14 protein-coding genes are annotated in these 17,465 nt (G+C 64.6%); 5 read left to right on the top strand and 9 right to left on the bottom strand.

Annotated features, from left to right (window positions below; all coding sequences use genetic code 11):
• Positions 1-21 precede the first annotated feature (21 nt).
• The 9 genes from epsC to HUK72_RS00715 all read right to left on the bottom strand — a co-directional run bounded on the left by epsC (position 22) and on the right by HUK72_RS00715 (position 8,949).
• Entirely contained in the window at positions 22-1,026 is a 1,005-nt protein-coding gene (gene epsC / locus HUK72_RS00755) for a serine O-acetyltransferase EpsC (protein WP_176595087.1), read from the bottom strand.
• A gap of 178 nt (positions 1,027-1,204) precedes the next feature.
• Positions 1,205-2,509, bottom strand: a complete 1,305-nt coding sequence (locus HUK72_RS00750) for an ATP-binding protein (RefSeq protein ID WP_176595086.1) — start codon at positions 2,507-2,509, stop codon at positions 1,205-1,207.
• Positions 2,506-3,216 carry a response regulator gene (locus HUK72_RS00745; RefSeq protein WP_176595085.1) on the bottom strand — a complete coding sequence of 237 codons (711 nt, stop codon included), beginning with the start codon at positions 3,214-3,216 and terminating at the stop codon, positions 2,506-2,508. The genes HUK72_RS00750 and HUK72_RS00745 overlap by 4 nt, the downstream gene beginning before the upstream one ends.
• A 191-nt stretch (positions 3,217-3,407) precedes the next feature.
• On the bottom strand, positions 3,408-4,250 hold the full coding sequence (locus HUK72_RS00740; protein WP_176595084.1) for a TorF family putative porin: 843 nt from the start codon (positions 4,248-4,250) through the stop codon (positions 3,408-3,410).
• Positions 4,251-4,543: 293 nt separating this feature from the next.
• On the bottom strand, positions 4,544-6,040 hold the full coding sequence (locus HUK72_RS00735) for a SulP family inorganic anion transporter (protein ID WP_176595083.1): 1,497 nt from the start codon (positions 6,038-6,040) through the stop codon (positions 4,544-4,546).
• A gap of 4 nt (positions 6,041-6,044) precedes the next feature.
• The gene (locus tag HUK72_RS00730) at positions 6,045-6,743 is read right to left on the bottom strand and encodes a carbonic anhydrase (RefSeq protein WP_176595082.1); all 699 of its coding nucleotides are present in this window, start codon (positions 6,741-6,743) and stop codon (positions 6,045-6,047) included.
• Between the two features lie 274 nt (positions 6,744-7,017).
• On the bottom strand, positions 7,018-7,728 hold the full coding sequence (locus HUK72_RS00725) for a response regulator transcription factor (protein WP_176595081.1): 711 nt from the start codon (positions 7,726-7,728) through the stop codon (positions 7,018-7,020).
• Positions 7,725-8,177 (bottom strand): hypothetical protein, encoded by a 453-nt coding sequence (locus HUK72_RS00720; RefSeq protein WP_176595080.1) that lies wholly within the window; start codon positions 8,175-8,177, stop codon positions 7,725-7,727. The genes HUK72_RS00725 and HUK72_RS00720 overlap by 4 nt, the downstream gene beginning before the upstream one ends.
• 235 nt (positions 8,178-8,412) lie before the next feature.
• Positions 8,413-8,949, bottom strand: coding sequence for a hypothetical protein (locus tag HUK72_RS00715; RefSeq protein ID WP_176595079.1), 537 nt, complete (start codon positions 8,947-8,949; stop codon positions 8,413-8,415).
• A gap of 277 nt (positions 8,950-9,226) precedes the next feature.
• Here HUK72_RS00715 and HUK72_RS00710 point away from each other — a divergent pair, with 277 nt between their 5' ends.
• The 5 genes from HUK72_RS00710 (at position 9,227) to HUK72_RS00690 (ending at position 17,301) form a co-directional block, all read left to right on the top strand.
• On the top strand, positions 9,227-10,321 hold the full coding sequence (locus HUK72_RS00710) for a glycosyltransferase family 4 protein (RefSeq protein ID WP_176595078.1): 1,095 nt from the start codon (positions 9,227-9,229) through the stop codon (positions 10,319-10,321).
• Between the two features lie 15 nt (positions 10,322-10,336).
• Positions 10,337-12,571, top strand: coding sequence for an amylo-alpha-1,6-glucosidase (locus HUK72_RS00705; protein WP_176595077.1), 2,235 nt, complete (start codon positions 10,337-10,339; stop codon positions 12,569-12,571).
• 71 nt (positions 12,572-12,642) lie between these two features.
• Positions 12,643-13,392, top strand: coding sequence for an SDR family NAD(P)-dependent oxidoreductase (locus HUK72_RS00700; protein WP_176595076.1), 750 nt, complete (start codon positions 12,643-12,645; stop codon positions 13,390-13,392).
• A gap of 242 nt (positions 13,393-13,634) precedes the next feature.
• On the top strand, positions 13,635-15,956 hold the full coding sequence (locus HUK72_RS00695; RefSeq protein WP_176595075.1) for a TonB-dependent receptor: 2,322 nt from the start codon (positions 13,635-13,637) through the stop codon (positions 15,954-15,956).
• Positions 15,957-15,960: 4 nt separating this feature from the next.
• Positions 15,961-17,301 (top strand): alkaline phosphatase family protein, encoded by a 1,341-nt coding sequence (locus HUK72_RS00690; RefSeq protein ID WP_176595074.1) that lies wholly within the window; start codon positions 15,961-15,963, stop codon positions 17,299-17,301.
• Positions 17,302-17,465 lie beyond the last annotated feature (164 nt).

The raw sequence follows: 17,465 nt of genomic DNA, 5'->3' as shown, positions 1-17,465 counted from the left end.
GCACGAGGCGCTTAGCGCTGCCTAAATATTCTCCGCTATCCCTTCGCGTCCTTCCTCCAGCAGCGCGTGGACGCGATGGGGTGCGGAGACTTCCACCCGGCTGGTCACTTCATAATGCGCCTTGGCCTGACGGACATTGCTGTCGGCGGGCACGCTGTCGGTCAGCCAGACATTGCCGCCGATCACTGACCGGCTGCCGATGATGATGCGGCCCAATATCGTCGCGCCGGCATAGATCACCACATCGTCCTCGATGATCGGATGGCGCGGCAGGGCCTTTTCCAGCGCGCCCTTCTCATCTGCCGGAAAGCTGCGCGCGCCCAGCGTCACGCCCTGATAGATGCGCACCCGGTCCCCCACGATCGCCGTCTCCCCGATCACCACGCCGGTGCCATGGTCGATGAAGAAGCTGCGGCCGATCTTCGCGCCCGGATGAATGTCGATCCCGGTGCTGCCATGCGCGATTTCGGAAATGATCCGCGCCACCAGCGGCGCGCCCAATTGATAGAGCCGGTGCGCCAGGCGATGGTGGGTGATCGCCATCATCGAAGGATAGCAGATCAGCACCTCGTCCACGCTGCGCGCTGCCGGATCGCCCAGAAACGCCGCCTCCACATCGCTGTCGAGCAGTTCGCGCAGGGCCGGAAGGCTTTCCGCGAAAGCGCCAATGATCCGCGTCGCTTCCCGGTCCACATCCTCGATCGGATGGTCCTTCATCGCATAGATCAGCTCAAGCCGGATTTGCCCGTAAAGGCGGCTCAGCACCGTCTGCAATGTCTGAGCGACATAAGCGTCTTCATTGTGGAGCCGCACGAAGCTGGGGCCAAGGCGCAGCGGAAACAGCGCGCCGCACAGCGCCGCCATGATCTTGGTCAGCGTGGCGCGGGAGGGGAAACCCTCCGCGCCATATTCGGCATGATGGTCCTGCGCCTGCCGCCAGCGCCGCCGCACCGCGCCCAATTCGGTCGCCAGCCGGTCTATATCCCAATAACCCTGGGCGATTTCCTTTTCGCCTTCCGCTGTCATATGCGCCTCTTCTGGTACAGGCGCCCCGCATAGCGCGCCACGGCGCTGCGCGGTAAATGAGTTTTGCTTGGGGGCGGGCAGATTCTCTTTTGTCGGAGCCAGATGCCGTCTGCGGGATTTCAGGACAGCGTGCTCCTACGCAGGCAGGAGCACGATTCCATTTGAGGGGAGAATCGCTCTAAGCTGGCAGATGCAGGCAGATTTCCGCCCTCAACCCGCCCTCCGGCCGATTGGCGAGGGTCAGTGCCCCGCCTTCCAGCTCCACCGCGCGCGCCACGATGGCAAGACCCAGGCCAAGCCCCCGCGTGTTGCGCTGCCGCGCCTCGTCCAGCCGGGCAAAGGGTTTCAGCACCTCGTCCAGCTTGTCGCGCGGAATACCGGGACCGTCGTCATCGACGCGGATCAACACTTCCCGGTCTTGACGCTGCAACATGACGCGCGCGCGGCTGCCATAATGCAGGGCGTTTTCGATGAGGTTGACGATCGCCCGCCGCAAGGTGAGCGAACGGACCGCCAGTTCCAGATGGTCAGGCCCGGCATAGTCGACCTGCCGGCCCTGATCCTGAAAGGCGTCGACCACCGTCGCTACCAGCACCGCCAGATCGGTGCGCACCGCCGGCTCGCCATTTTTCTCGCCACCCAGGAAAGCGAGCAGCGAGTCGATCATCTCGCCCATTTCGGTGAGGTCGTCCTCGATCGCCTGCCGCGCTTCATTTTCGGGAAGATTTTCCAGCCGCAACCGCAACCGGGCCAGCGGCGTGCGCAGATCGTGACCGACGGCGGCGAGCGTCTCGGTCCGCTCGGTGATCAGGCGATGAATGCGCTTCTGCATGGCGTTGAACGCGCGGATCAGGTTGCGCACATCGTTGGAGCCGCCCTCCTCCACCACGACTTCGTCGGTCAGGCCAATGCGCTCCGTCGCCCTGGTCAGGTCGCGCAACGGCGCCAGCGTGCGGCGGATCAGGATGCCGCCGACGATCAGCAGCGCCAGCACCGGAATCAGCGCCAGTCCCATGCGGCCGATGGTGAAGGTCCATTTGCCGCCGCTATGCCGCATGCCGAAATAGAGCCAGCTTCCGTCCGCCAGCCTCAGCCCGCCGTTGATCTCCGACACGCGCCCCGGCGAGGCCAGCCTCAGCCACAGGCCGGACTGTTCCAGCGACGGTTCCCAGGTGATGATCTGACGGCGCATCCGCTCCAGCCCCGGCGCCAGCGGCGGCGGCGGCGGAGAGGATGAGGTCCAGTGCACGTCGTAACGGTCGGTGGTCAGTTGCAGCGCCAGCGCGTGACGCTCGTCCGGCGGTTGCTCGATCAGCAGCTTGCGGGCGATGACCAGATGCTCGGCCAGGCGGCGGGCCTCGTCATCCTGCAACGAAAGATGGTTGGCCCGCTCATAGACCAGCGTGCCGACGGCAAATTCCAGCATGAGGGTCAGCAGCAGGATCGCGAAAATCTGCCCGACCAGGCTGACATGCCGTCTCAAGCGCGGCTGACCTCCGCATTGAACATATAGCCGACGCCGCGAACCGTGGTGATCGGCGCCGACCGATCATCCGTCGTCAGCTTGCGGCGCAGGCGGCTGACCAGCACATCGATGCTGCGGTCGCTGCTGTCGCCCATGCGGGTGCGGGACAGTTCTATCAGCCGCTCGCGGGCGATGACGCGCTGCGGGTGGCTGAGGAAGCTGCCCAGCAGATCGAACTCCGCGCCGGTCAGGTCGACCACCGCGCCGGTGGGGGAGCGCAATTCGCGGCGGGGGAAGTTGACGGTCCAGCCGTCGAAGCGGGCTTCATTCTCGCGATGCTCGTCCGGCCCGCGCTCCACGCCGACGCGGCGCAATATGGCGCGGATGCGGGCGATCAGCTCGCGGGTGCCGAAGGGCTTGGGCAGATAATCGTCCGCGCCCAGTTCCAGCCCGACGATGCGGTCGGTCTCGCTGCCCTTGGCGCTGATGAAGATGATGGGGACGTCGCTCTTGCGCCGGATCTGGCGGCATAGGTCGATGCCGTTGGTCCCCGGCAACATGACGTCCAGCACGACCAGATCGACCGGTCCCGCCTCAAAGGCCACCCACATTTCCGGGCCGGAGGAGGCGGGACGAACCTGATAGCCATGTTCCTGCAACGCCCGCGCGGTCAGCGTGCGCAGCGGCGGGTCGTCTTCCACCAGGATGATGGTCGGGGCGGTCATGCCGGGAAGCAGGGAATTTTGCACATGGGGAGCGAGATAGGTTCCCCTGCGCAGAGGGTCAACCGGACGTTGCCGCAGCAACAGGGCGAAGGAACCCTAGCAACAATTTGTCACGCGCCGGACAATCATCCGTCCCGGCGCAGCAATTTTTGTCATGCCGGGCCTCTTTCCAAGGCCCGGCATGCATCCCGTCAGAAGGCGGCCGAAAGGGAAAAGACCACCTGGCTGCGCGCAATCGACTTGCCGAAATTGTCGCCATCCTGAACCATGAAGTTCGGGCGGAGATAATTTTCCTCGACCCGGGCGATGTCCGTGTCGACATAGGCGATGCCCAGCGTCAGCGGCGTGCCCGGAATGGCGACGTCCGCGCCCACCAGCCAGTCGAGATATTTGCCGGTCGGCGCGACCGACGTGCCGTTGGGGCCAAGGCCGCTATTGCCGTTCGACCAGCCCAAATGCGCCTTCAGCGTGACCGGCGTGTTCGGCACGGCGCCGCTGATGTCGCCCCAGACATAGAGATTATCTTCCTTGTCGCCCGGATCGAAGACGGTGCAGGCCGCGTCGCTGCACCATTTGCCCAGCGCCTCCTGCTTAGGCGCATAGGCGACGCCGATCAGACCCTTGACCGGACCCAATTGGCTCGACAGCTTCACATAGGGTTCGGCAAAGTCGGTGATGTCCGCGCCCGACGGATACATGTACCAGGTCAGGCCAACGTCCAGCGTCGCGCCGCCCAGCGGGATCGCATAGCCCGCGAACAGGTCGAGTTCCATATTGGCGCCGCCGAACTGGCCCCAGCCGGCCAGGCTCGATCCCCAGGTGCCGACATAGACGCCGCTTTCATGCGTGGCGGTGACGCCGCCCTGGATGGCCATGGCCTTGTCGGACTGCGACACGCCGCGGAAGCGATAGTCGGAGACCAGCGCGACGCTGCCGGAAACGGTGACGGGGCCTGCGGGCTCTTCCTGAGCGAAAGCCGGAGCGCTGGAAAGCAGCGCAAGCGCGGCACAGGCAATCTGATACTTCATGAACATTCCCCTTTTAGGCAAGAATGTTCCGTCCTGCGTCCGCTCCGTCCGAAGATCTTTTCTTTCATTCGTCTTCGATACCGGCGGATCGAAAGCAGATTAGGGTCATGCGGAGGATACAGGAAACGGCTTTTTCGCAGATGCACAAAGGAATGGCGCCACTGTGTTGTCGGCAACACGATTATTTTCTTATGGCGTTCTGAATGTTTCTGTTCGGTTTCTGATCGGCAACGCAAAACCGCCGCATCACTGGGAGATGATGCGGCGGTTCGTTCATCGCCTGACGAGGGGAATGGGTGTCAGGCGACGAGATGACGCATGCGGCCCGTAGCGCCGAACAGTTCGACCTGCGCGCCCGTGCCCCGGCGGCGGTCGACCCATTCGCGGACCATTTCCGCGCACGTATGGTCGATATGGCCAAGGCGCTCGACATTCAGGATGACGAGACGGCCGGCGGGCACGGATTCCAGCATGGCCGACAACTTCGGCAGGCTGAGGAAGGTGGCGGTGCCGTGCAGCGCGACTTCATGCGCATCGTCGCGCGCTTCCTCGTCCATGCCAAGGCGCAGGCGGCGGACATGGGGCAGCATTTCCAGCATGGAAAGGCCGATGCCGACCAGAACGCCGGTCAGCAGGTCGGTCGCCACGACGCAGATCAGCGTCGCCGCCCACACCACGGCGGGGAGCGGGCCGTAGCGGTGGAACAGATGCTTCGCATGATCAAGGCTGACCAGACGAATGCCGGTGACAACCAATATGCCCGCCAGCGCCGCCATCGGGATTTCGCGCAGCAGCCATGGCAGCAAAGCGACGAAGCCCAAAATCCAGACGCCGTGCAGGATGGTCGACAGGCGCGTCTTGGCCCCGGCCTGAACGTTGGCCGAGCTGCGGACGATGACGCCGGTCATCGGCAGCGCGCCCGCCACGCCGCAGAGCAAGTTGCCCACGCCCTGCGCGCTGAGTTCGCGGTTGTAATTGGTGCGCACGCCGTCATGCATCCGGTCGACCGCCGCCGCCGACAGCAAGGTTTCGGCGCTGGCAATGAAGGCGATGGCGATGGCGGTGGTGATGACCGTGGGGTTCATGAGCTGCTGGAGCAGCCCCTGTTCCGGCAGCGAAATGGCGGCGACGATCGATTCCGGTACGACCACGCGGGCGACCGGCAGGCTGAAGAGAAAGGCCACCAGCGTCGCCAGCACCACGCCGACCAATGCGCCCGGCAGCAGCTTCATCGAGGCGGGCCGAATCTTTTCCCAGCCGAGCATGCCGCCGATAGTCACCAGACCGACCGCAAAGGCGGTGGCGGCATCCTGATTGGAGAGGCCCAGAATCTGGCCCGGCATGGCGACAAGGTTCTTGAGACCGCTGGAGAGCGGCTTGTCATCGAACAGCACATGAAACTGACCGACGACGATCAGCACGCCAATGCCCGCCAGCATGCCGTGCACGACCGCCGGAGAGATGGCGCGGAACCAGCCGCCAACCCGCAGCAGCCCGGCCACGACCTGAATGGCGCCCGCCAGGATCAGGATCGGGCCAAGGGCGGACAGCCCCTGTTTCTGCACGATTTCGAAGACGATGACCGCCAGACCCGCCGCCGGACCGCTGACCTGCAAGGGCGAACCCGCCAGCAGGCCGACGATCAGGCCGCCGATCATGCCGGTGATCAGCCCCTTTTCCGGCGGCACGCCGGAGGCGATGGCAATGCCCATGCAGAGCGGCATCGCCACCAGGAAGACGACGATGGAGGCCGTGAAGTCGCGGCTGAAAGTGCCGCCGGAAAATGCCTTGAGCATAAGCTTACTCCGCGGCCTCGGCATAGGCGATGCCGGCGGCCAGACGCCGGGCATGCGGCAGCGCGACTGGCAGCGGCTGGCCTTCGCGCAGCGGCAGGAAGCGGCCAGTCTCGCCGTCCAGACCCAGAACTTGACCCGCATGAATGTCGACATACCAGCCATGCAGCGCGATCTCGCCGCGGGCGATGCCCGACGCGACCGAGGGATGGGTGCGCAGATGAGCGAGCTGCACCACGACATTCTCCAGCGCCATGTTGCGCAGCTTGTCGGCGTCGGTCAGATCGTCGGGATAGCTTTCGCGGCAGACCTTCTGCGCGGCGTGGCTGTGGCGCAGCCAGGCGGCGACATTGGGCATGGCGGTCAGATCGGCGTCGGTGGACAGCGCCTTCATCGCGCCGCAATCGCTGTGGCCGCAGACGATGATGTCGCGCACGCCCAGCACCATCACCGCATATTCGACGGTCGACGTGACGCCGCCATTCTGCGTCGCATGCGGCGGCACGATGTTGCCCGCGTTGCGGCAGACGAAGAGGTCGCCGGGGTCGGCCTGCATGATATGTTCCGGCACGATGCGCGAATCCGCGCAGGAGATCATCAGCGCCTTGGGGCTCTGCCCTTCGTTCACCAGACGGCTGTAGAGCGCGCTCTGGTTGGGAAAGACATGGCTTTCGAAGCTGAATACGCGACCGATCAGATCGTTCATGTCGTTGCATCCTTCTAAATGGGGGCCGGTCGGAGGACAGACCAGCATTGAGGATGAAGGATAGGGATGCGGTTTTGCTGCGGCGCAGCGGCTTTGTTAAATAATGTGTCCGGAAAATTTTCCAGTTCGGCCATGCAGTTGGCCAATGCCGGACCTGCATGAATCCGTCATCCCAGCGAACGCTGGGATCTCGTGAGGCTGGGTTGTGCCCTATCGCCTGAGATCCCAGCTTGCGCTGGGATGACGGATAAAGCCGGGATGACGGATTAATGCGCTAACGCCGGTCGACGACGGCGCTGAACATATAGCCGCCGCCCCTTACCGTGACGATGGGCGCGGGCCGGCCGCCATGGCTGAGCTTGCGCCGCAACCGGCTGACCAGCACGTCGACGCTCCGGTCGGAGGATGGCGCGTCGCGCACCCCGGCCAGCTCCATCAGGCGCGGACGGGCGATCACCACCTGTGGATGGTCGAGCAACACGAGCAGCAGCGAGAATTCGGCGGCGGTCAGGTCGACCGGCGCGCCGTCGGGATCGAGCACCTCGCGCCGGGAAGAATCGACCACCCAGCCATCGAAGCGCGCCTCGGCCGGGCGCTTCTGGCCCAGCGCGCGCTCATTGCGGCCACGGCGCAGCACGGCGCGCAGCCGCGCGGCCAGCTCGCGGGTCGAATAGGGTTTCGCCATATAGTCGTCGGCGCCCAGCTCTAGCCCGACCACCCGGTCGACCTCGCTGCTGTTGGCGCCGACCAGGATGATCGGCACGTCGCTGCGTTCCCGGACGTCACGGCACAAATCCATGCCGTCCGGGCCGCGCAGCGCGGCGTCCAGCACGACCGCACCCACGGCCATGCTGTCCATCGCGCTCCATATGTCGTTCGCGGAGGCGGCGGAAAGGGCGCGAAACCCGCTTTCCTCCAGCGACTGGCGCACCTCATGGCGCACCTCCTGCTGGGCCTCCGCAATCAATATGAGCGGCGGGGTCATCCGCCGGTCACGGCGCCTTTCACGGACAGCGCATGGATGCCGTCCAGCTCATTGACCAAAACTGCGCGGTCCTGCTGCGCGACGGCGACAGCCTCGGCCGAACGGGCGGCGCTGTGGCGCGCCACTTCCGCCTCGATCTGGCCGCGCGCTGCGGTGCAATTGCCCGCATGGCTGCCCGACAGGGGAGCGAAACGATGGATCGGTTTGGCGACGGCGGCGAGGGTGCGGCCCTGGGCCGCGACGTCGCGGTTCACGACCAGCTCGGCCTGCCAGCGGCACACTGGCACCGACGGACGATTGGCAAAACGGGATTCGACTTCGCGCAGACGGAGGGTCGATTCCGTCTTGTAGCTCGCCAGATAGGCGTTGGATGCGTGGGTGATTTCAGCGCTGTGGATCGGCGTCGCAACCGCCAGGGCTGCCGCGCTGGACGCGAGAATGAGAAACATGGGGTCTGCTCCCTAACAACCGGAAATGGTCGGTCGGGATTTAGGCCCCCTGAATGTCTCCGTAATTTGCCGGGCGTTACAAATTGTTGCTCAAGCATTTTCCATGTGGCGAAGGCACAGGCAAAAATCCTTCCCATGCCGGCGGACGGGAAAATGGCACGACCTGCGCGATTCCCCTCCACCCTCGGCTGCGCCGACGGTCCCCCTCCCCATCTTTCGATGGGGAGGATTTGTCTCAAGCCACGCGCATCAGGGCGGGGCGATGGACCCTCCCGGCCGCGATATGATCGAGCAGCGCCGACAGCCACAGGGCATCGCTCGCGGCCCGGTGGCGCTCGGCATGGCGTCCGTCGGCAAAGGCGACGGCGGCGCCGATCCGCTGCTCATCCGCGCGATGCTCGTCCAGTAACAGCGAGACATGATCGATCAGGAAAGGCGTCGCCTGCCCTGCCGCGTCGGCCAGCGTGTCCAGCCAATATTGGTCGATCATGCTGTCGGCCACCATCCGCCATCCGTCGCAAGCGGCCGTCAGCTCCGCGAGTACGGTTTCGACGGGCAGGCCTTCGCGATTCACCCGCTCCAGGCTGAGGCCGTGCAGCGCCTCCGCCTCCGCCGACCAATGCCATCCGGCCCAATCGTCATGCGGCCGGATCAACCAGCTTTGCGCTCTACCATCGCCAGCAATACCGACTTCGATCGGGTAGGACAGGCCGTGCCGGGGCAGGCACGACGCCTCGAAATCGATCGTGAGGATCGTCAATTTACTCTCCATATTTCAAGGCCATGTCCGCCCCTCTTCAGACCGGCCAGCCAGCTTTTCGATGCTCCCTTCATGCATGTGGACTATGTCAGTCCGAAGTCAGCCGCGCCAAAAATGATGCGGACGGGCGCTTTCCATCGACCAGCCGAACAGGATCATGCTTCGGCAAAATCCCGACATGCGGATGCAATCGTCATGCAACTTGCGAGGCCCTCAGGCTTTTAAGAGGGGCGTCGACCGCAGGTCGGGGGATCGGTGACGGCGCGACCATCGAGAGGAATGCCCGGCCATGAAAATTGCCCAGATCGCCCCCCTTGCCGAAAGCGTGCCGCCGCGCCTTTATGGCGGCACGGAACGTATCGTATCCTATCTGACCGAGGAACTGGTCCGTCAGGGCCATGATGTGACGCTGTTCGCCAGCGGCGATTCGGTCACGGCGGCGGAACTGGTGCCGGTGACGGAGATGGCGCTGCGGCTGAACCCCGCGGTGCGCGATCCCATTCCCTATCATATGATCCTGCTGGACGCGGTGCGGCGCCGGGCGGACGAGTTCGATGCGCTGCATTTCCACATCGACCTCATCCACATGCCGTTGGTGCAGGATTTCATCGGCCGGTGCGTGACGACGCTGCACGGGCGGCTGGACCTGCCCGACCTGCCCGCCTTCTACCGCGCCTTTCCCGACCATGGGCTGGTGTCGATCTCCGACCATCAGCGTCTGCCGATGCCGCCGGTCAACTGGGCCGGGACCATCCATCACGGCCTGCCGGCGGACCTGTTGCAGCCCCGCACGGGCCATAGTGACGGCTATCTGGCCTTTCTGGGGCGGATTTCCCCCGAAAAACGGCCCGACCGGGCGATCCGCATCGCGGCGCGAGCCGGATTGCCGCTGCGCATCGCGGCGAAGATCGATGCGGTCGACCGGCTCTATTGGGAACAGGAAATCGCCCCGCTGGTCGAGCGATACCCGAATATCGACTATATCGGAGAGATTAACGAAGCGCAGAAGGCCGAATTTCTGGGCGGGGCGAGCGCCCTGCTCTTCCCCATCGACTGGCCCGAACCCTTCGGCCTGGTGATGATCGAGGCGATGGCCTGCGCCACGCCGGTCGTCGCCTTCCGCTGCGGATCGGTGCCGGAGGTGATCGATCATGGCGTGTCGGGTTTCATCGTCGAAAGCGAGGATGAGGCCGTAGCCGCCGTCCGGAACCTGGCGGCGCTCGACCGGTCGCGGGTGCGCGCCGCCTTTGACGCACGCTTCACGGCAGAACGGATGGCCGCCGACTATGTCCAGCTTTATCATGACCTCCCCGGCGCGCGCACCCAAGCCGCCATGCTGCGCCGGTTGCGCGGAGAGGGCGCCGAACTTCTGGTGGTGGGATAGCGGAGGAAAAAAGGCATGACGGCAAGCCAGTTGAAGCCGGAAGACCCGAGCCCTTCCGTCCAGAACATCAACCCCGGACAGGCCCTGTCGCAAGCGCAGACCCAGTTTTTCATCCCGGCCACGGCGTCGCTGCATGAGCGGCGCCCCCGGACGCTGAAACATGGGGACAGTTTCGCCGTCTTCGACCATAGCGGGGACGCGATCGCCGGGCCGGGCAGTCCGGAGGGGCTGTATCATCGCGACACGCGGCATTTGTCGCATCTCTACCTCACCATCAACGACACGCGGCCGATATTGCTGAGTTCGGGGCTGCGCGACGACAATGCGATGCTGACCTGCGACCTCACCAACCCCGACTTCACCGGGGGGGACGATCGGGTGACGGTGGAGCATGACCTCATCCACCTGCGCCGCACCCGCTTCCTGTGGGAAGGGGCGGTGCATGAGCGCATCACCATCCGCAATTTCGACACCGAAATCCGCACGGTCGAGGTGAATATCGGCTTTGCCGCCGATTTCGCGGACCTCTTCGAGATACGGGGCATGACGCGGCTGCGGCGGGGCACGCTGCGGGAGCCGGTGATCGGCGCGGACGCCGTGCTGCTGGGCTATGACGGGCGGGACGACAAGCGGCGCGAGACGCTGTTGCGCTTCGACCCGGTCCCCCAGTCATTGACGGAGAGCCAGGCCAAATTCCAGGTGACGGTGCCGCCGGGTGAGCGGCGCACCATCTATCTCAATATCTGCTGCCAGCCCAAGGAGCAGCCCGTCGGGGATCTTTCCAAATATTTCCTCAAGACCCTGCGGGAATCGATGCAGGCGCTCAAGCAGGCGCGATCGCGCGGCGCGACGCTGTGCTCCTCCAACCAGCTTTTCAACGAAGTCGCCCGGCGGTCGGTGGCCGACATCTCCATGTTGTCGACCGACACCGAATATGGCCCCTACCCCTATGCCGGCATCCCCTGGTTCAGCACGGTGTTCGGACGCGACGCCATCATCACCGCATTGGAGACCTTATGGATGGACCCGGCGATCAGCCGGGGCGTGCTGGGCTACCTGGCCGCGCATCAGGCGACAGCGTTCGACGCCACCGCGGATGCCGAACCGGGCAAGATCCTGCACGAAGTGCGCCATGGCGAGATGGCAGAACTGGGCGAAGTGCCCTTCCGACATTATTATGGCAGCATCGATTCCACGCCTTTGTTCGTGATGCTGGCGGGCGCCTATCTGGAGCGGACCGGGGACGCCGCCTTCATCGCCTCAATCCTGCCGCATGTCCAGGCCGCGCTGACATGGATAGACGAGCATGGCGACCGCGATGGCGACGGCTTCGTCGAATATGGGCGGCTGACCGACCAGGGGCTGGTCAATCAGGGCTGGAAGGACAGCCATGATTCCGTCTTCCACGCCGACGGCAGCATCGCACGCGGCCCGATCGCGCTCGCGGAGGTGCAGGCCTATGTCTATGGCGCCTGGCGGGCGGCGGAGGCGATCTTCGTGACGCTGGGCGATCCGGAGAGGGCGCTGCACTATCGCGCGCGGGCGGAGGGTTTGCGGGAACGGTTCGACGCCACCTTCTTCGACGCCGGGATCGGCACCTATGTGCTGGCGCTGGACGGGGAGAAACGGCCCTGCCGCGTGCGATCCTCCAATGCGGGCCATGTGCTGTTCACCGGGCTCGCCAAGGAAGAGCGGGTCGACATGGTGGTGCATACGCTGATGGCGCCCTCCTCCTTTTCGGGGTGGGGCGTCCGCACCATCGCCTCGACCGAAGCGCGCTACAATCCGATGAGCTATCATAACGGCTCCATCTGGCCGCATGACAATGCGCTGATCGCGGCGGGCTTTTCCCGCTACGGCTATCGGGCGCAGGCGGCGCAGATCTTCGAGGGGCTGTTCGCGGCGGCGACCTATGTCGACCTGATGCGCCTGCCCGAACTCTTCTGCGGCTTTCCGCGGCGGCGCGCGCAGGGACCGACCTTCTACCCCGTCGCGTGCAGCCCGCAGGCCTGGTCGGCCGCCGCCCCCCTGTCGCTGATCCAGTCGAGCCTGGGCCTGGGCTTCGATGTCGACGGTGCGGAGATTTCGTTGCGGGAACCCACCCTGCCCCGTTTCATCGACCAGCTCACGCTTTACGGGTTGCGCGTGGGGGATGCGGCGGTCGACATCGCCTTCGACCGCATGGGCGACAAGGTGGTGGTGAAGCCGCTCGACCGGAAGGGCCGCGCGCGCGTCGTGACCATTGCCTGACAAATGGCGCTTGGCATTGCCGCAAATAGGCTTACATCCCGGCCCATCGGGCTGAAAGGATGGAAAAGAGCATGGCAGGAACCGCGCTGATCACCGGAGCGACCGCAGGCATCGGCGCCGCATCGGCGCGGCGTTTCGTCGCGGCGGGTTGGAAGGTGATCGTCACCGGACGCCGCGCCGAACGGCTGCACGCGCTGGTGGCGGAACTGGGCGCGGACAAGGTGCATGCGATCAGCTTCGACATGCGCGACGAAGCGGCCATCGACGCCGCGCTGGCCGCCCTGCCCGCCGATTTTGCGCAGATCGACCTGCTGATCAACAATGCTGGGCTGGCATTGGGCACTGCGCCCGCGCATAAGGCCGATCTTGACCAGTGGCGCCAGATGATCGACACCAACATCACTGGTCTCGTCACCATCACCCACAAGCTGCTGCCGCGCCTGATCGAGCGCAAGGGCGTCATCATCAACCTGAGTTCTGTCGCGGCGACCTATCCCTATGCGGGCGGCAATGCCTATGGCGGGACCAAGGCGTTCGTCAGCCAGTTCTCGCTGGGGCTGCGGTCGGACCTGCACGGCACCGGCGTTCGGGTGACGTCGATCGAGCCGGGCATGGTGGAAACCGAATTCACGCTAGTCCGCACCGGCAGCCAGGCGGCGTCGGACGCGCTCTACGGCACCGCCAATCCGATGACGGCGGAGGATATTGCGGAAACGCTGTTCTGGGTCGCCACCCAGCCGGCGCATATCAACCTCAACCGGATCGAATTGATGCCGGTCACCCAGTCCTTCGCCGGGTTCCAGGTCGCTCGCGAGGGTTAGGAGGTTTCCGGACTCGTCATGCTGAACTTGTTTCAGCATCCATTTCTCCCCAGGCGACCACGGCTCCTGGAGGCACAATGGATGCTGAAACAAGTTCAGCATGACAGATGAGATAGCACTCTTCATTGTGACACCCCCGTCACGGAAAAGTCTCACCCCAGTCAAACACCCCACATCGCAGTGCAACATTGAACGGCTAGGGCGCCCCCCAATCCACGATTGCGGAAAAAGGGGAAGTCCACATGCGTATAGCCACCGTCCTGCTGATGGCCTCGACAGCCATGGCCGCCACGCCTGCCTTCGCGCAAGAAACCGCGCCCGCCTCGGCATCCGCCGACGCCGCGGCAGAAAGCGCGAACATCATCGTCTTCGGGCGGGGCGAAACCCGCCAGGTGCAGGAAATCCAGGCGCAGGACATCGTCACCCTGACACCCGGCACCAATCCGCTGAAGGCCATCGAAAAGCTGCCCAGCGTCAATTTCCAGTCGGCCGATCCGTTCGGCAATTATGAATGGTCGCAGCGCGTCACCATCCGCAGCTTCAACCAGAACCAGCTCGGCTTCACCTTCGACGGCATTCCGCTGGGCGACATGAGCTATGGCAATCATAACGGCCTGCACATCACCCGCGCCATCAGCTCCGAAAATATCGGCAGCGTGCGCGTGTCGCAGGGGGCGGGCTCCATCAGCACCCAGGCGACCAATGCGCTGGGCGGCACGGTCGAGCATTTCTCCGCCGATCCGGCCGATTTCCTGAGCAGCGGCGCGCTCGCCGGGCAGGGCAACCTCACCTATGGCAGCGATGAGACCTGGCGCGCCTTCGCCCGCCTCGCGCTGGGCAGCCGCGACGGCATTCGGGGCTATGTCTCCTATGGCTATGGCTCGACCGATAAATATAAGGGGCAAGGCACGCAGGACCAGCATATGGGCAATGCAAAGGTCGTGATCCCCGTCGGTGACGTGACGGTCGACGGCTGGCTCAGCTATTCCGACCGGCGCGAGCAGGATTATCAGGACATGTCGATGTCGATGATCCGTCGGCTGGGCTGGAACTGGGACAATACATATCCCGACTATGCCCGCGCCATCGACTATGCCAGCCGCCTCAACGACGTCGATCGGATCAGCAACAGCGGCGGGTCGCCCTTCCCCGATGGGCGCTACGACTATAGCGGCGCGCTGGTTGCCGGAGGTCAGGTCTATCCCGGCAATGTCACCAGCGCCGACGACGCCTATTATGACGCGTCGGGCCTGCGCAAGGACTGGCTGGGCGCGATCGGCGTCGCCGCGCCGCTGGGCGAGCATGCCAGCTTCAAGCTGAAGGGCTATTATCACAACAACAAGGGCATGGGTCTGTGGGCGACGCCCTATACCCCCAGCCCCAATGGCGTCCCGATGTCGGTGCGCACCACCGAATATCAGATGGACCGGATCGGCGTGTTCGGCAGCGTCGACTTCGCGCTGGGCATCCAGAATTTCACCGTCGGCGGCTGGTATGAGAATAACAAGTTCAACCAGGCCCGCCGCTTCTACGCCTTCGCCAGCCGGACCGAGCCGGGCCTGAGCTTCCGCGACTATCCGAAGAATCCCTTCGCGACCCAGTGGGAGTTCGACTTCACCACCGACACGATCCAATATCATGTCCAGGACCAGATCGATTTCGGCATGGTGAAGATCAACCTGGGCTGGAAGGGTTTCAAGGTCACCAACGAGGCCGACGCCGTGGTTCAGGCGACCTTCCCGCAGGGCCGCATCAAGGCGGAGGACTGGTTCCAGCCCCATGCCGGTTTTGCGGTCGAACTCTCCCCGGAGGCGGAAGTGTTCGGCGGCTTCACCCAGGCGACCCGCGCTTTTGCCAGCGCCACGACGACCGGCCCCTTCTCAACCAACCAGACCGGCTTCGACGCGATCAAGGACAATCTGAAGCCGGAAGCGTCGGACACATATGAACTGGGCCTGCGCTACAACACGTCAGTGTTCAACGGCGTGCTGGGCGCCTATCTGGTCAACTTCCGCAACCGCTTGCTGGCGGTGCAGGTCGGCAGCCCGATCCAGGGCTTCGCCTCGGCGCTTCAGAATGTCGGCAATGTCCGCGCCGTGGGCGTCGAAGCGGCGGGCGACCTGAAGCTGGGCGGCGGCTTCAGCCTCTATGCCTCCTACAGCTACACCGACTCCACCTATCGCGACGATGTGGTGAACAGCGACGGCACGCTGGTCGCGGCGATCAAGGGCAAGACGGTGGTCGACAGCCCGAAGCATATCGCGCGCGGCGAACTCAGCTATGAGCATGAGGGCGCTTATGGCCGGATCGGCGTCAATTACATGTCGCGCCGCTATTACAGCTATACCAATGACGTGTCGGTGCCGGGCCGGGTGATCGTCGACGCCAGCGTCGGCTATCATTTCAACGAGCATCTTGAGTTGCAGCTCAACGCCACCAACCTGCTCGACAAGCGCTATGTTGGCACTATCGGGTCGGGCGGCTTCGGCAATAGCGGCGACGCCCAGACCCTGCTGGTCGGCGCCCCGGCCCAGTTCTTCGCCACCATCAAGGCGGGGTTCTAGGGCGATGACCAAGGCCGCGCTGTTCGCGATCGCCCTCGCTGCCCTTCCGGGGTCGGCGCTGGCGAATCCCGTCCTGCTCATCTCCATCGACGGGCTGCGGCCCGGCGATGTGCTGGAGGCGGACAAGCGCGGCCTTGCCATTCCCCATCTGCGCCGTTTCGTGAAGGAGGGCGCCTCGGCCTCGGGCGTGACGGGAGTGCTGCCCACCCTTACCTATCCCAGCCATACGACGCTGATCACCGGCGCGGCGCCCGCCCGGCATGGCATCACGGCCAATAACAGCTTCGATCCCATGCAGATCAATCAGGGCGGCTGGACCTGGTATGCCTCCGACATCCAGGTGCCGACCTTGTGGGAAGCAGCGGCGAAGGCAGGCCTCACCACCGGCAACGTCCATTGGCCGGTCAGCGTCGCGGCGAAAAGCGTGACCTGGAACCTGCCGCAAATCTGGCGCACCGGCCATGCCGACGACGCGAAGCTGCTCGACGCGCTGTCGACGCCCGGCCTGAAGGCGGAACTGGAGCGCGCGACCGGCGCATCCTATGCCATGGGGATCGACGAAAGCCTGTCGGGCGACGAAAATCGGGGCCGCTTCGCCACCGCCCTGATCGAAAACCACAAGCCCGATTTTCTGACCGTCTATCTGACCGCGCTCGACCATGAACAGCATGCGAAGGGACCGGGTTCGCCGGAGGCGAAGGCGGTTCTGGAAAAGATCGACGGGATCGTCGGCCAGCTCATCGCCGCGGAACGCAAGGCGCATCCCGACGCGGTCATCGCGCTGGTCAGCGACCACGGATTCGAAGCGACGCACAGCGCCGTCAACCTGTTCCGCCCCTTCCTCGACGAAAAGCTGATCACGCTCGACAAGGACGGCAAGGTCGCCTCCTGGCTGGCCATGCCCTGGATTTCGGGCGGGTCGGCTGCGATCATGCTGGCCCGGCCGGAAGATCAGGCCCTGACCGACCGGGTCAAGGCGCTGCTCGACAGGCTGGCGGCCGATCCCACCCATGGCATCGCCCGGATCGCGGATCGCGGGCAGGTGGCGCAAATGGGCGGCAATCCCCAGGCAGTCTTCTATGTCGATCTTCAGCCGGGCTTCGTGACCGATATTTTCCGCGGGCCAGACGCGCCGCTGGTGGCGCCCGCCCCGATCAAGGGCATGCACGGCTATTTCCCGGGACCGGCCCATTTGCAGTCGACCTTCCTCCTGATGGGCCAGGGCATCCCCGCGGGCAAGAAGCTGGGCCAGATGGACATGCGCGCCATTGCTCCCACCTTGGCGCAGATCATGGGGGCCAAGCTGCCGGAGGCCGAGAAGCCACCGGTCGATCTGCGGCCATAATCCCCGGTCTCATCCTCCTTCGTCATGCTGAACTTGTTTCAGCATCCATTTCTCCCCAGGCGACCAACATACCTGGAGGCACAATGGATGCTGAGCCGAAGGCCAACGCAGTTAAACAAGTTCAGCATGACGATTTCAGAACGGCGATTGCCAGTCGCCATTCA

Origin of the sequence: Sphingobium sp. 15-1 (genome assembly GCF_013375535.1) — a bacterium.
Lineage (GTDB): Bacteria > Pseudomonadota > Alphaproteobacteria > Sphingomonadales > Sphingomonadaceae > Sphingobium > Sphingobium aromaticivastans.
This window is presented reverse-complemented; position numbering and strand designations above follow the sequence as displayed.

What these genes read in the sequence shown, in the direction of transcription:
- HUK72_RS00745 (WP_176595085.1), bottom strand. Translation starts at nt 3,216, where the DNA reads ATGACCGCCCCGACCATCATCCTGGTGGAAGACGACCCGCCGCTGCGC.
- HUK72_RS00725 (WP_176595081.1), bottom strand. Translation starts at nt 7,728, where the DNA reads ATGACCCCGCCGCTCATATTGATTGCGGAGGCCCAGCAGGAGGTGCGC.
- HUK72_RS00720 (WP_176595080.1), bottom strand. Translation starts at nt 8,177, where the DNA reads ATGTTTCTCATTCTCGCGTCCAGCGCGGCAGCCCTGGCGGTTGCGACG.
- HUK72_RS00735 (WP_176595083.1), bottom strand. Translation starts at nt 6,040, where the DNA reads ATGCTCAAGGCATTTTCCGGCGGCACTTTCAGCCGCGACTTCACGGCC.
- epsC (WP_176595087.1), bottom strand. Translation starts at nt 1,026, where the DNA reads ATGACAGCGGAAGGCGAAAAGGAAATCGCCCAGGGTTATTGGGATATA.
- HUK72_RS00705 (WP_176595077.1), top strand. Translation starts at nt 10,337, where the DNA reads ATGACGGCAAGCCAGTTGAAGCCGGAAGACCCGAGCCCTTCCGTCCAG.
- HUK72_RS00730 (WP_176595082.1), bottom strand. Translation starts at nt 6,743, where the DNA reads ATGAACGATCTGATCGGTCGCGTATTCAGCTTCGAAAGCCATGTCTTT.
- HUK72_RS00700 (WP_176595076.1), top strand. Translation starts at nt 12,643, where the DNA reads ATGGCAGGAACCGCGCTGATCACCGGAGCGACCGCAGGCATCGGCGCC.
- HUK72_RS00690 (WP_176595074.1), top strand. Translation starts at nt 15,961, where the DNA reads ATGACCAAGGCCGCGCTGTTCGCGATCGCCCTCGCTGCCCTTCCGGGG.
- HUK72_RS00740 (WP_176595084.1), bottom strand. Translation starts at nt 4,250, where the DNA reads ATGTTCATGAAGTATCAGATTGCCTGTGCCGCGCTTGCGCTGCTTTCC.
- HUK72_RS00715 (WP_176595079.1), bottom strand. Translation starts at nt 8,949, where the DNA reads ATGGAGAGTAAATTGACGATCCTCACGATCGATTTCGAGGCGTCGTGC.
- HUK72_RS00710 (WP_176595078.1), top strand. Translation starts at nt 9,227, where the DNA reads ATGAAAATTGCCCAGATCGCCCCCCTTGCCGAAAGCGTGCCGCCGCGC.
- HUK72_RS00695 (WP_176595075.1), top strand. Translation starts at nt 13,635, where the DNA reads ATGCGTATAGCCACCGTCCTGCTGATGGCCTCGACAGCCATGGCCGCC.